We start from the raw sequence: 13,739 nt of genomic DNA on the forward strand, positions 1-13,739 counted from the left end.
AAGCCCTCTGTGATACAATTGCAAACTACCGCCTGACCCTCGCCGACTAGCGCCCTTGGCGCCTGTCTCGGTGCACTTATTCGTTACCAGGGAAGCCTATTGATGGCAGAGCTCGCCAAAGAAGTCATTCGCGTCAATATCGAAGACGAAATGCGCCAGAGCTACCTCGATTACGCCATGAGCGTGATCGTGGGACGCGCCCTCCCAGATGTCCGTGATGGTTTGAAGCCCGTGCATCGGCGCGTGCTGTTCGCCATGAACGAACTCGGCAACGCCTACAACAAGCCCTACAAGAAATCCGCCCGCGTCGTCGGTGACGTGATCGGTAAATACCATCCGCATGGCGACGCATCGGTCTACGACGCGATCGTGCGCATGGCCCAGCCGTTCTCGCTGCGCTACATGCTGGTCGATGGCCAAGGCAACTTCGGTTCGGTCGACGGCGACAACGCGGCGGCGATGCGTTACACCGAGGTGCGCATGGCGCGCCTCACGCACGAACTGCTCGCCGACATCGACAAGGAAACCGTCGACTTCGGCCCCAACTACGACGAAAGCGAGCAGGAACCGCTGGTACTGCCCACGCGCGTGCCGAACCTGCTGGTGAACGGTTCGGCCGGTATCGCGGTGGGCATGGCCACCAACGTGCCGCCGCACAATCTCACCGAAGTGATCGCCGCGACCATCGCGCTGATCGACAACCCGGAACTCAGCGTCGACGAATTGATGTCGCATATTCCGGGCCCGGATTTCCCCACCGCCGGCATCATCAATGGCGCCGCCGGCATCATCGAGGCGTATCGCACCGGCCGCGGCCGCATCCTGGTGCGTGCGCGCACCGAGATCGAAACCGAATCCAACGGCCGCGAGACGATCCTCGTCCACGAGCTGCCGTACCAGGTGAACAAGGCGCGCCTGATCGAGAAGATCGCCGAGCTGGTAAAGGAAAAGCGCCTCGAAGGTATCTCCGAACTGCGCGACGAGTCCGACAAGGACGGCATGCGCATCGTCATCGAGATTCGTCGCGATGCGATGGCCGATGTGGTGCTCAACAACCTGTTCCAGCAGACCCAGCTGCAGGTCACCTTCGGCATCAACATGGTGGCGCTGGTCGATGGCCAGCCGCGCACGCTCAACCTCAAGGAAATCCTCGAGGCGTTCATTCGCCATCGCCGTGAAGTCGTTACGCGTCGCACGATTTTCGAACTGCGCAAGGCCCGCGCCCGCGCGCATATCCTGGAAGGCCTCACCGTCGCGCTCGCCAACATCGACGAGATGATCGAGCTGATCAAGACCTCTGCTTCGCCGCAGGAAGCGCGCGAACGCATGGTGGCGCGCAAGTGGCAGCCGGGTATGGTGGCATCGCTGCTGCAGGCCGCCGGTGCGGAAGCCTCGCGTCCGGAAGACATGGACCCGCGCGATGGCCTCAAGGCCGACGGTTATCAGCTTTCCGAAACGCAGGCGCAGGAAATCCTCGCCATGCGCCTGCATCGCCTCACTGGGCTGGAGCAGGAAAAGCTTTCCGACGAATACCGTGAAATCCTCGAGGCCATCCGTGCGCTGATCCAGATCCTGGAAGATCCCGCACGTTTGCTCTCCGTGATCCGCGACGAGCTGGAAGTGATCAAGGCCGAATTCGGCGACGCGCGCCGCACCGAGATCCAGCCGTCGCAGGAAGATCTCAACGTGCTCGACCTGATCGCGCCGGAAGACGTGGTAGTCACGCTCTCGCACGCCGGCTACGTGAAGCGCCAGCCCACCAGCACCTATCGCGCGCAGCGCCGTGGCGGCAAGGGCCGTTCCGCGTCTGCATTGAAAGAAGAGGATTTCGTCGAGCAGTTGTGGGTGGTGAACACACACGACACGCTGCTTACGTTCACCAGCACCGGCCGCGTGTATTGGCTGAAGGTGTACCAGATGCCGGACGCCGGCCCGAACGCGCGCGGCAAGCCGATGGTGAACCTGTTGCCGCTGGCCGAAGGCGAAAAGGTGCAGGCGGTGCTCCCGGTGCACGAATACAGCGCGGACCGCTACGTGTTCTTCGCCACCGCCGAAGGCACGGTGAAGAAAACCCCGCTCACCGAATTCGAATACCAGCTGCAGAAGGGCAAGATCGCCATCAACCTGGAAGAAGGCGATGCACTGGTCGGCGTGGTGATCACCGACGGCAACAGTGACGTGCTGCTGTTTGCATCGAACGGCAAGGTGGTGCGTTTCGACGAAAGCGAAGTGCGTCCGATGGGCCGTACCGCCACCGGCGTGCGCGGCATGAAGCTCACCGACAACGCCAAGCTGGTATCGCTGATCGTGGCGCAGGAGGGCGACATTCTTACCGCCACCGAACGCGGCTACGGCAAGCGCACCCAGCTCGAGGAGTTCCCGAAGAAGGGGCGCGGCACGCAAGGCGTGATCGGCATCCAGTGCTCCGAGCGCAACGGCGCATTGGTGGCGGCCGCACAGGTGGCCGACAAGCACGAGCTGATGCTGATTTCCAACCAGGGCACGCTGGTGCGTACGCGCGCGATGGAAGTGTCGCAGCTTGGCCGCAACACGCAGGGCGTCACGCTCATCCGTCTGCCCGCCGAGGAATCGCTGGTCAGCGTAGTGCGCCTGGATGCCGACGAGGGCAATGGCGATGAGGCCGAGATCGTCGGTGATGTTCCGCCGACCCCGGACGTTCCGGACGAAGCGCCCGCCGGCGAATAAGCGCGATCGCTGCGTCTCTATGCAAAAGCCCCGGTTTTCCGGGGCTTTTGCTTTCAACGCGGACCGTGTTTCAGGTCAAATGCGCAATCACTGATACGCCGTGGTGACCAGCTGGCTCTGCGGCCTCGCATACTGCGCGTAATAGTCCAGCAATTCACTCGCAAGCCGGGTGCGCGCCTGCGCCAGAGGCTCGATCGTGACCGACTGGCCCGGATCCGCGTGCAGCGGCATCCGTGTGGCGATCGGCACGCTGGTGGGGGCGACCACGGCGCCAGTGAAATGGATCATGCCGCTGGCCTTGAATGGGGCGGATTGGATCGAGGCCGAAAAAACGCCGGCCAGGATGAGTGGCACGAACAAATTGCGATGCTTCATGCGAAATCTCCTGCATGCCCGGCCAGTGCGTGCTGCTTCCGTGCAAACGGGCTGGGCGTGCCCGAACCGCCGGGGCGGTGACGCCCTTGCGATCAATTTGTAGGAGATTTCTTATCGTGGTTGTGATCTAACTCTCGCCAGTTTGTAGGATTTCCTGCGGTACAGCGTCGAGCATGGCTTCGGCCGTGCTCACGCGCAGTTCGCCAGGGCTTTCCACATGCAACTGCCGCACGACGCCATTTTCCGCATACAGCGCAAAACGGCGCGAGCGCAGGCCCATGCCATAAGCGCTGCCGTCCATTTCCAGCCCCAGCGCCTTGGTGAAGGCGCCATTGCCGTCAGCCAGCAGCTTCAAGCCAGCCGGCGCATGCTGGGACGCGCCCCAGGCCTTCATCACGTAGGCGTCGTTCACCGCCATGCAGTACACCTCGATACCGCGCGCCTTGAAGGCCTCGTAGTGCCTGACGTAACCGGGCAGGTGGCGCTCCGAGCAGGTGGGCGTAAATGCGCCCGGCACACTGACCAGCACCACCTTGCGGCCAGCGAACAGGGGCGTCGTGGTGGTGCGCAGGATGTCGGTGTCGGCCTCGGTCACGGCGACCGGCACGTCCGGCAGGCTTTGCCCTATCTGGATGGTCATGAGCGCGTCCCTGAAGCGTTCGCTAAACGCCGGCCATGGTAGCGCCGGGTTCGCGGGCTTGTCGCCTTGAAACTTTTTCCGGGGCACTTATGTGGCTGTCAGGCGGGCACCCCGCACCTATCGGAGGAGCACAGTCATGAATACCAATCGCAACAATCTCTGGACCACCACCAGCGCCTTCCCGGCCGACATCCGCCAGGCGTTCGAGCGTTTCTTCCAGAACGAAGAAAGCGATGGGTCCAACGTGGTCACCAGCCAGTGGGCGCCGCGCGTGGACATCAAGGAGGAAGACCAGCGCTTCGTGATCTTCGTCGACGTACCGGGCGTGGACCCGGCCGATATCGAAGTGAGCATGGAAAAGGGCATCCTCGCCATCAAGGGCGAGCGCACGGTCGAGAAGAGCGAACAGAACGGCCGTTTCACGCGCATCGAGCGCTCGCACGGCAGCTTCCATCGCCGCTTCGCGCTGCCCGATAGCGCCGACGCCGACGGCATCAGCGCGCACGGCAAGCACGGTGTTCTGCAGATTGTGATTCCGAAGCGGCCGGAACAGGCGGCGCGCCGCATCACCATCAACACGGCGCAGTAAGCACCCATCGCGCGATGTTGCGTACACGGCTCGCCGCGGACGATGATCCGCGGCGGGCCGTTCGTGCTGGTTCGTCAGTGGGACGTCGAGCAACGGCTTGGCGCGAATCGGGCACGTTGAAGATTTTCGACTCGCGCCGCCAGGCAGGCGCATATGCCAAGCTTGGCGGGCCAGGAAAGTGCATCGCATTTTCCCGGCGCATCCGATAAAGGAGTGGCAGTGGAATTCAAAGATTATTACGACGTTCTGGGCGTAAAGACCGATGCCAGCGAGGCCGACATCAAGGCGGCCTATCGCAAGCTTGCGCGCAAATACCATCCGGACAAGAACAAGGACGCCGGCGCGGAAGAAAAATTCAAGGCGGTGAACGAAGCCAACGAAGTGCTGCGCGATCCGCAAAAGCGCCGCGCCTACGATCAGCTGCGCGCGGGCGGTTATCGTCCGGGCGAGCAATTCCGTCCGCCGCCGAACTGGGGGCAGGGCCAGGGTTTCGATTTTGGTGACGCCGGTGACGGCGATTTCAGCGATTTCTTCGAGAGCCTGTTCGGTCGTGCATCCGCCGGTGGCCGGCACGCGCCGCGCGCGCGCCAGGGGCGTGACGTGCATGCGCAGGTGCAGATCGATCTGCAGACCGCCTTCAGCGGCGGCCGCACGCGCCTGAGCCTGGATGACGGCAGCGGTCAGGAGCGCGTGCTGGAAGTGAAGATTCCCGCCGGCATCCAGCCGGGGCAGGTAATCCGGTTGAGTGGCCAGGGCCATTCCGGCGGGGGCGGCGGACCCAGTGGCGACCTGCTGCTGGAAGTGGGCATCCGCGACGATGCACGCTTCAAGCTGGATGGCCGCAACGTCCTGCACGTGCTGCCGGTCAGCCCGTGGGAAGCGGCGCTGGGTGCGACGGTGCCGGTGCCGACCCTGGCCGGCGCGGTGGATCTGCGTATTCCCGCCGGCACGCAGTCAGGGCGCAAGCTGCGCCTGAAAGGACGCGGCCTGCCGGGGCAGCCGCCGGGCGATCAACTGGTGGAAGTGTCGATCCGGGTGCCGCTGCCCGACAGCGATGCACAGCGCCAGGCCTACGAGGCCTTGCGCACGCAGTTCGCGCAGTACGATCCGCGGCAGTGAACATGAAAAACGGCGCCTTCGAGGCGCCGTTTTGTTCTTGCATCGGCTTGGACGGCCAATCAGGCGGGCAGCAGTTTCTTCAGCACCCCGATCAGTTCTTCTTCCTTGATCGGCTTGGTGACGTAGGCCTTCGCGCCCTGGCGCAAACCCCACACCTTGTCGGTTTCCTGATCCTTCGTGGTGACCAGCACGATCGGAATATGCGCCGTTTCCGGGTCCTTGCTGATCGTGCGCGTGGCCTGGAAGCCGTTGAGGTTGGGCATGACCACGTCCATCAGGATCAAGGCCGGCTTTTCCTTGCGCGCCACCTCGACGCCCTGGGCACCGTCTTCGGCGGTCAGCGTTTCGTGGCCGAGCTTCTCGACGATGCGTTTGATACCGAGAAGCTGCGACGGAGAATCGTCGACGATCAGAATGCGTGCCATGCGTGGGAATCCCCTAGTCGTTTCGTTAATTCTATGTCGCGGCGACGGCGCTTCCAAGCGCGAACGGCGTCAAACGTGACCTACACGCACAATCGTGCGCCCGAAGGAATCGCCTGCCAGCATACGCTCGAACACCTCCGGCAACTGTTCCAGCGTCACTTCCCGGGTAGCGATTCGACCGAGATGGCGCGGTTTCCAGTCGCTGGCGAGATGGTGCCATAGCTGGCCGCGAATATCGCGGGCGGTACCGGCCGAGGCGATGCCGAGCAGACTGGCGCCGCGGATGATGAACGGCATGACCGTGCTTTCGAAGCCGACGCCGCCGGCATTGCCGCAGATGGCGACATTGCCGTAAGGCACGATCAGCGGCAGCAGGCCGGCCAGCATAGGGCCGCCAACGTTATCCAGCGCACCGCCGAAGCGTGCCGAATCCATCGGCTTGCCGCTGAAGACCAGTTGATGGCGATCGATGCATTCGGCGGCGCCAAGCTCGCGCAGAAAATCGAAATGCGCAGGCTTGCCGCTGATGGCATGCACCTCGTAGCCGGCGCGCGTGAAGATGTCGATCGCCAGCATGCCCACGCCGCCGCTGGCACCGCTGACGGCAATGGGACCCAGCGCGGGCGTCTGGCGGTTGTCCTGCATGCGCAACAAGGCCAGCGCCGCCGTGAAGCCGGCCGTGCCCAGGATCATGCTTTCACGCAGCGTCAGGCCATCCGGCAGCGGAATCACCCATTGCGAAGGCAGACGGATGTATTGGGCGTAACCGCCATCGCGTGTTTCGGAAAGTCCGCTACCGGTGCACAGCACCGCATCGCCTTCCTTGAACAGCGCGTCGGTCGATGCGACCACGACGCCTGCCGCGTCGATGCCGCCGTTGAGCGGATATTGGCGCAGGATCTTGCCCTTGCCGGTACCGGCAAGCGCGTCTTTGTAATTCACCGACGAATAAGCCACGTTCACCAGCACTTCGCCGGGACTCAATGCATCGGCATGCATCGTTTCGACGCCGCCGCGGTAACCGTGGGCGTCGTTGTGAATGCGGAAGGCGTGGAAGGTCGTCATAGGTTGGCTCCGTGAATCGTCAATCGGGGGTCGTCAATCGGGAATCTGGAGCGGTAGCCAGCACGTTCGCGGGCAGTCCCTTGTTCGCTATTTACGATTCTCGATTGACGATTCCCGTACATCACGCCTTTATGCTGGAGCTATCGATGCCGTGCGGCGCAAGCACGGCTTGATCGCGTGCCATCCACTCGAATAGCTCATCCAGCGAATCGCCGAACCAGACACTATCGCGCCGACCTTGCGCGACAAAGCCTTCGGCGACCATGTGATTCATCATGTTGCGCAGATGAGCGTAATAGCCGTGCGTATCGAGAAACGCGCACGGGTAGCGATGCAGCCCGAGTTGCGCCCAGGTGAGCATCTCGAACATCTCGTCCATGGTGCCGAAGCCGCCGGGCAGGGCGACGAACGCATCGGAGAGTTCATACATGCGCGTCTTGCGTTGATGCATGGTGTCGACCACGACTAGGTCGCTCAGCCCGGTATGCGCCACTTCGCGATCGACCAGCTGGCGCGGAATCACCCCGACCACCTTGCCGCCGCCGGCCAGTGCGGCATTGGCGACCGTGCCCATCAGGCCGACCTTCCCGCCGCCATACACCAGGGTGATGCCGCGCCTGGCCAGTTCCAGGCCGAAGGCGTGGGCGGTTTCGACGTAGATCGGATGATGGCCGCTTTGGGAGCCGCAGTAGACGCAGAGGGCGGTGGGGTGGGGCATGGATCGATGGGCTCGCTTCTAGCTCGTCATTCCGGCGAAAGCCGGATCCAGTTTCAATACGTCGTGCGAAGCACTCAAAACCGGTTTTGTGTCCTTCGGACGCGTATTTGGACTGGATTCCGGCTTTCGCCGGAATGACGGCGGTGAAAATGCCAAATAGTTGAAACAAGACGACCCGCTCATGTCGCCACGAGCGGGCCGCTGGACCCTGGATCGTCGCACATCCATGTGCTGTCCAGGGTGAAGCCATCCTGGCTTCAATTGCCCTTGTGAATCGCGCGCTTGTCCACCGACAGTGCCGCTTCGTGCACAGCTTCCGACAGCGTCGGGTGAGCGTGGACGATGCGCGCCAGGTCTTCGGCGGAGCCCTTGAATTCCATCGCCACCACGCACTCGGCGATCAGCTCGGACACGCCCGGGCCGACCATGTGCACGCCTAGCAGGCGGTCGGTTTCGGCATGGGCGATTACCTTCACCTGGCCGATCGCTTCGTTCATGGCCACGGCGCGGCCGATGGCGGCGAACGGGAAGGTGCCGACTTTGTAAGGCACGCCGGCGTCCTTCAGTTCCTTCTCGGTCTTGCCGGCCCAGGCGATTTCCGGTTCGGTGTAGATCACCCACGGCACCGTGTCCAGGTTCACGTGGCCGGCCTTGCCGGCGATCCACTCGGCCACTGCCACACCTTCCTCGGAGCCCTTGTGCGCCAGCATCGGGCCGCGCACGGCGTCGCCGATCGCCCACACGCCGTCCACGCCGGTGTGGTTGTGTTCGTCCACTACGATGCGGCCGCGCTCGTCCAGCTTCACGCCGGTGTCGTCGGCCAGCAGGCCTTCGGTGTAGGCGCGGCGGCCGACGGCCACCAGCAGCTTATCGACGGTGAGTTCGTGTGCGCCGTCCTTGTCTTCGTACGACAGCACGACTTCATTCTTCTTCACCTCGGCCTTGGTGAGCTTGGCGCCGAGCTTGATGGTGAGGTTCTGCTTTTCGAATTCCTTCTTGGCGATCTTCGCGATGTCCGCGTCGGCGACCGAGAGGAAATCCGGCAGTGCTTCCAGAATGGTGACCTGCGAACCGAGACGGTTCCACACGCTGCCCAGTTCCAGGCCGATCACACCGGCGCCGATCACGCCCAGGCGCTTGGGCACTTCGTTGATGTCGAGCGCGCCGGCGTTGTCGAGGATGTTTTTACCGTCGAACTTGGCGAACGGCAGCTCGATCGGCACCGAACCGGAAGCGAGGATCACGTTGGTGGCGCTGATCGTCTGCTTGCTGCCGTCGTTGCCGGTGATCTCGACGTTGTTACCCTTGAGCAGCTTGCCCTTGCCGAAGAACGGCGTGACCTTGTTGGCCTTGAACAGCTGGCCGATGCCGCCGGTGAACTGCTTGACGATCTTGTCCTTGCGGCCGATGAACGTGGTCAGGTCGACCTTGGCATTCTCGACGCTGATGCCATGCGCCGGCAGGTTGTGCGAGAGGTTGTAGTACTGCTTGGACGAATCGAGCAACGCCTTGGAGGGAATGCAACCCACATTGAGGCAGGTGCCGCCCAGCGCTTGCTTGCCGTCCTTGCCGACGAAGGCGTCCACGCAGGCGGTCTTGAGGCCGAGCTGCGCGGCGCGGATCGCGGCCACGTATCCGGCAGGGCCGGCGCCGATGACGATGACGTCGAATTTGTCGCTCATGGTTTGCGTTTCCTAGGGAGCGGGATCGTGCCGTATATGGCGGCGCGTGAGGGATTTCGAAAGAGGGCGGCCAGGGCTGCACGCGAGTGCGCCCCGGCCGCGGGCAATTACATGCCCAGCAGCATCCGCTGCGGATTCTCAAGCTGGTTCTTGATATCGACCAGGAACAGCACCGCGTCCTTGCCGTCGATGATGCGATGGTCGTAGCTGATCGCCAGGTACATCATCGGCGCGGCGATCACCTGGCCGTTCTCGACGATGGCGCGTTCCTTGATGGTGTGCATGCCTAAGATCGCGCTCTGCGGCGGGTTGACGATCGGCGTGGACAGCAGCGAGCCGAAGGTGCCGCCGTTGGTGATGGTGAAGGTGCCGCCCTGCAGGTCATCCAGGCCCAGCTTGCCTTCGCGCGCCTTCTTGGCGTACGCGGCGATGCTGCGCTCGACGTCGGCGAAGCTCATGGTCTGCACGTCGCGCAGCACCGGCGTCACCAGGCCCTTGTCGGTGGCCACGGCGATGGAGATGTCCTGGTAGCCGTGATAGACGATGTCGTTGCCGTCGACCGAGGCATTGATGATCGGATGGCGCTTCAGCGCTTCGGCCGCGGCCTTCACGAAGAAGCTCATGAAGCCGAGCTTCACGCCGTTGGCCTTTTCGAACTGTTCGCCCAGCGTCTTGCGCATCTTGGTGACTTCGGCGAGGTTCACTTCGTTGAACGAGGTGAGCATCGCGATCGAGTTCTTCGACTGCATCAGGCGCTCGGCGATGCGCGCGCGGATGCGCGTCATCGGCACGCGTTCTTCCGGACGGGCGCCCGGCGTCGGCGCGGCCGACGGCGCAGCGGCGGGAGCGCCACCCTTGCCGTAGGTGACCAGGTCTTCCTTGGTGACGCGGCCATCGCGGCCGGTGCCGGCAACCTTGGACACGTCGATCTTTTCTTCCGTCGCGACGCGCAGGCCGGCGGGCGAGAGATTTTCGGCGCCCTTGGCGGCGGCTTGCGGAGCGGCAGCGGCCGGTGCGGGGGCGGCAGCAGCCGGAGCAGGGGCAGGGGCAGGGGCAGGGGCAGGAGCCGCAGCCACGGCGCCTTCCTCGATCACCGCGATCACCTGCTGGCTGGTCACCGTGTCGCCGGCCTGGAACTTGATTTCCTTCAGCACGCCATCGACCGGCGCGGGCACTTCCAGCACGACCTTGTCGGTTTCCAGGTCGACCAGGTTTTCATCGCGCTTGACCGGCTCGCCGGCCTTCTTGTGCCAAGTGGCGATGGTGGCGTCGGAGACGGACTCGGGCAGAACGGGGACTTTGACTTCGGTGGACATGATCTAAGGAGCCTTTGGTTAAGCGCTCATCCATGAGCGCGAAAGTCAAAAAGCGGTCATCCCGACCGCACTTTTAAATGGATTATTCTGCTGAGTGATCGGGACCGACCGGCGCGACCAGCGCCTGTTCGACCAGCGCGGCCTGTTCGGCGACGTGATCGTTGAGATGACCTGCGGCCGGCGCGGGCGAACGCGCGCGGCCAGCGTAGGAAAGACTCTGCTTGTTGTTGACGCAAGCCTGCAGGTGATGGCGGATCTGGAACCATGCGCCCTGGTTCATCGGCTCTTCCTGGCACCAGATCACTTCCTTGGCGGCAGCATATTTTTCCAGTTCGGTGACCACTTCCGGACGCGGAAACGGATAGAGCTGCTCCACGCGCACGATGGCCACGTCGTTGATGCCGCGCTTCTCCGATTCTTCCAAGAGGTCGTAGTAGACCTTGCCCGCGCACAGCACCACACGCTTGACCTTCTTCGCCGGCAGCTCGCGATGCTCGCCAATCACCAGCTGGAAGCTGCCTTCGGCCAGCTCGTCCAGCGTGGAGACGGCCAGCTTGTGGCGCAGCAGCGACTTGGGCGTCATCACGATCAGCGGCTTGCGCACCGGGCGCAGCATCTGGCGGCGGATCATGTGGAAATCCTGCGCCGGCGTGGTCGGCACGCACACCTGCATGTTGTCCAGCGCGCACAGCTGCAGGAAGCGCTCCAGGCGCGCAGAGGAATGCTCCGGACCCTGGCCTTCGTAACCATGCGGCAGGAACAACGCAAGGCCGCACAGGCGATCCCATTTGGCTTCGCCGGAGCTGATGAACTGGTCGATCACCACCTGCGCACCGTTGGCGAAGTCGCCGAACTGCGCTTCCCAGATGTTGAGCGTGTACGGATCGGTGGTGGCGTGGCCGTATTCGAAGCCCATCACCGCCTCTTCACTGAGCAGCGAGTCGATCACCTCGACGTTCGCATCCGGACGCAGCGTGGCCAGCGGCAGGTAGGTGTGGCCATCCTTCTGGTCATGCAGCACCGCATGGCGGTGGAAGAAGGTGCCGCGGCCGGCGTCCTGGCCGACCATGCGCAGGTTGTGGCCTTCGTCGATCAGCGTGGCGTAGGCGAGGTTTTCGGCAAAGCCCCAATCGCCCGGCAGCTCGCCGGCGGCCATCTTGCGGCGGTCGTCGTAAATTTTGGAAACGCGTGAATGCAGGGTGAGATCCTGCGGCAGTTCCAGAATGCGGCGGGCCAGTTCCAGCAGTTTCTTCTTCGCCACCGTGGTGTTGCACGGCGTGGACAGCTTGCCGCCGATGAACTGGCCCCAGTCCACTTCCACGTCCTTGGTGAGCGACGGATGCAGGTCGGTCATCGCCGCGCCAGCTTCCAGGCGGTTGCGGTAATCCTCGGCCAGTCTCGAAGCGTCGCCGTCGGCGAGCACGCCTTCCTTCACCAATTGCTGCGCGTAGAGTTCGCGCGTGGTCGGGCGCTTGCGGATGATCTGGTACATCACCGGCTGGGTGGCGGCCGGTTCGTCCGCTTCGTTGTGGCCGTGGCGGCGGTAGCACACCAGGTCGAGCATCACATCTTTGCGGAAGGTCTTGCGGAAGTCGTAGGCGAGGCGGGTGGCCTGGATCACCGCTTCCGGATCGTCGCCGTTCACGTGGAACACCGGGCTGTTGATCATCTTGATCACGTCGGTGCAGTACAGCGTGGAGCGGGCGTCCTGCGGATTGGAGGTGGTGAACCCTACCTGGTTGTTCACCGCGATGTGCAGCGTGCCGCCGATCCTGAAGCCGCGCGCCTGCGACATGTTGAACAGTTCCATGTTCACGCCCTGGCCGGCCAGCGCGGCATCGCCGTGGATCAGCACGGCGAACGACTTGGTGCGCTCGGTATCCTTGCGGCGCACCTGGCGCGCATGCACGGAACCGGCCACCACTGGGTTGACGATTTCAAGGTGCGATGGGTTGAACGCCAGCGCCACGTGCACGCCGCCCTTGGGCGTGCGCACGTCGGCGGAGAAGCCCATGTGGTACTTCACGTCGCCGGAGTGGGCCGGGTCGTCCTCGTGATGCTCGAAGATGCCTTCGAACTCGTTGAACAGCGTCTTCGGCGGCTTGCCGAGGATGTTCACCAGCACATTCAGGCGACCGCGGTGGGCCATGCCGATCACAACGTCGCGGATGCCATTGTCGCCGGCGGCACGCACGATGTCGTCGACCATCGGGATCAGGCTGTCGCCGCCTTCCAGCGAAAAGCGCTTCTGGCCCACGTACTTGGTGTGCAGGTAGCGTTCCAGTCCTTCGGCCGAGGTAAGGCTGGCGAGCAGGTGCTGCTTGGCGGCCTTGTCCAGTCCGGCGCTGCCGTTGGCCTGCTCGAGCCGGCTGTAGAGCCAGTTGCGCTGCGCGTGATCGGAGATGTGCATGAACTCCACGCCGATCGTGCTGGTGTACACGCGCTTCAAGCGCGCATACAGCTCGCGCAGCTTCATGCGCTGGCCGCCCCCGGCGAAGGTGCCACAGTCGAATTCGGTGTCCAGGTCGGCTTCGGAGAGGCCATGGAAGGCCAGCCCCAGGTCCGGCGCCTCCATCTTGTTGGCCAGGCCCAGCGGGTCCAGGTCGGCGGCCAGGTGGCCGCGCGAGCGGTAGGCGGTCAGCAGGCGCAGCACGCCGGCCTGCTTGCGGGCATGGGCGTCGTCGACCGGGGCGCCGGCCGCGCGGCGCTGCTGCTGCGCCGCCTCGATGCGGGCGATGGCGGCCGAATGGGGGACATCGCTGCCGCGGCCCCTGAACGATTCGAAGTAACCGGCCCAGTCGGCCGTGACCGACGCGGGATCGGCCAGCCAGGACTCGTAAAGCTGCTCGACGTAATCGGCGTTGCCGCCGGCGAGTTGGGAGGACTCGGAAAACTCGCGAATCAGGTTCGTGCTCACGTCACCACCGGCAGGGAAGGGAGGCTTGCGGCCGCCCGCCTGGGGAAGGACGAGGGCCGATGCAATCTTAACGATTATACGCCGGGCCTGCTGCGCCGCGGCAAGCCGGACAACGGTTTGGAGGTCGCGGCGTGGCCACGGATTTCAAGGCCGTGCGGCGGCGGATCGGCATGGCATGGTGCCTGCG

Annotated in this window: 11 protein-coding genes; 3 read left to right on the top strand and 8 right to left on the bottom strand. The window is 63.9% G+C overall.

Features of this window, described 5'->3' with window-relative positions; genetic code table 11:
- Nucleotides 1–102 precede the first annotated feature (102 nt).
- A complete protein-coding gene (gene gyrA, locus ACTHNE_RS20970) occupies nt 103–2,706 on the top strand; it encodes a DNA gyrase subunit A (protein WP_324946391.1) in 2,604 nt (867 codons plus the stop codon).
- 87 nt (nt 2,707–2,793) lie between these two features.
- Here gyrA and ACTHNE_RS20975 read toward each other — a convergent pair whose 3' ends face one another.
- Complete coding sequence (locus ACTHNE_RS20975) at nt 2,794–3,081, bottom strand: hypothetical protein (protein ID WP_324946393.1); 288 nt, start codon at nt 3,079–3,081, stop codon at nt 2,794–2,796.
- Nucleotides 3,082–3,208: 127 nt separating this feature from the next.
- Nucleotides 3,209–3,721, bottom strand: a complete 513-nt coding sequence (locus ACTHNE_RS20980; RefSeq protein WP_324946395.1) for a peroxiredoxin — start codon at nt 3,719–3,721, stop codon at nt 3,209–3,211.
- Between the two features lie 136 nt (nt 3,722–3,857).
- Between ACTHNE_RS20980 and ACTHNE_RS20985 the strand changes: the two genes are divergently transcribed.
- Both ACTHNE_RS20985 and ACTHNE_RS20990 read left to right on the top strand, forming a co-directional pair.
- Nucleotides 3,858–4,310 carry an Hsp20/alpha crystallin family protein gene (locus ACTHNE_RS20985; RefSeq protein WP_440270232.1) on the top strand — a complete coding sequence of 151 codons (453 nt, stop codon included), beginning with the start codon at nt 3,858–3,860 and terminating at the stop codon, nt 4,308–4,310.
- 219 nt (nt 4,311–4,529) lie between these two features.
- Nucleotides 4,530–5,429 carry a DnaJ C-terminal domain-containing protein gene (locus ACTHNE_RS20990; protein ID WP_440270233.1) on the top strand — a complete coding sequence of 300 codons (900 nt, stop codon included), beginning with the start codon at nt 4,530–4,532 and terminating at the stop codon, nt 5,427–5,429.
- Between the two features lie 59 nt (nt 5,430–5,488).
- Here ACTHNE_RS20990 and pilH read toward each other — a convergent pair whose 3' ends face one another.
- The 6 genes from pilH to ACTHNE_RS21020 form a co-directional block, all read right to left on the bottom strand.
- On the bottom strand, nt 5,489–5,854 hold the full coding sequence (gene pilH / locus ACTHNE_RS20995) for a twitching motility response regulator PilH (RefSeq protein WP_440270234.1): 366 nt from the start codon (nt 5,852–5,854) through the stop codon (nt 5,489–5,491).
- A 69-nt stretch (nt 5,855–5,923) separates the two neighbouring features.
- A complete protein-coding gene (locus ACTHNE_RS21000; RefSeq protein ID WP_440270235.1) occupies nt 5,924–6,919 on the bottom strand; it encodes a YhdH/YhfP family quinone oxidoreductase in 996 nt (331 codons plus the stop codon).
- Nucleotides 6,920–7,040: 121 nt separating this feature from the next.
- Nucleotides 7,041–7,637 carry a TIGR00730 family Rossman fold protein gene (locus tag ACTHNE_RS21005; RefSeq protein ID WP_440270236.1) on the bottom strand — a complete coding sequence of 199 codons (597 nt, stop codon included), beginning with the start codon at nt 7,635–7,637 and terminating at the stop codon, nt 7,041–7,043.
- Nucleotides 7,638–7,894: 257 nt separating this feature from the next.
- Nucleotides 7,895–9,319 (bottom strand): dihydrolipoyl dehydrogenase, encoded by a 1,425-nt coding sequence (gene lpdA, locus ACTHNE_RS21010; protein ID WP_440270237.1) that lies wholly within the window; start codon nt 9,317–9,319, stop codon nt 7,895–7,897.
- Nucleotides 9,320–9,426: 107 nt separating this feature from the next.
- A complete protein-coding gene (gene odhB, locus ACTHNE_RS21015) occupies nt 9,427–10,635 on the bottom strand; it encodes a 2-oxoglutarate dehydrogenase complex dihydrolipoyllysine-residue succinyltransferase (protein ID WP_440270238.1) in 1,209 nt (402 codons plus the stop codon).
- Nucleotides 10,636–10,717: 82 nt separating this feature from the next.
- Nucleotides 10,718–13,552 carry a 2-oxoglutarate dehydrogenase E1 component gene (locus ACTHNE_RS21020; RefSeq protein ID WP_440270239.1) on the bottom strand — a complete coding sequence of 945 codons (2,835 nt, stop codon included), beginning with the start codon at nt 13,550–13,552 and terminating at the stop codon, nt 10,718–10,720.
- Nucleotides 13,553–13,739: the final 187 nt, after the last annotated feature.

The sequence above is a fragment of the Dyella sp. genome (genome assembly GCF_051954575.1).
GTDB lineage: Bacteria > Pseudomonadota > Gammaproteobacteria > Xanthomonadales > Rhodanobacteraceae > Dyella_B.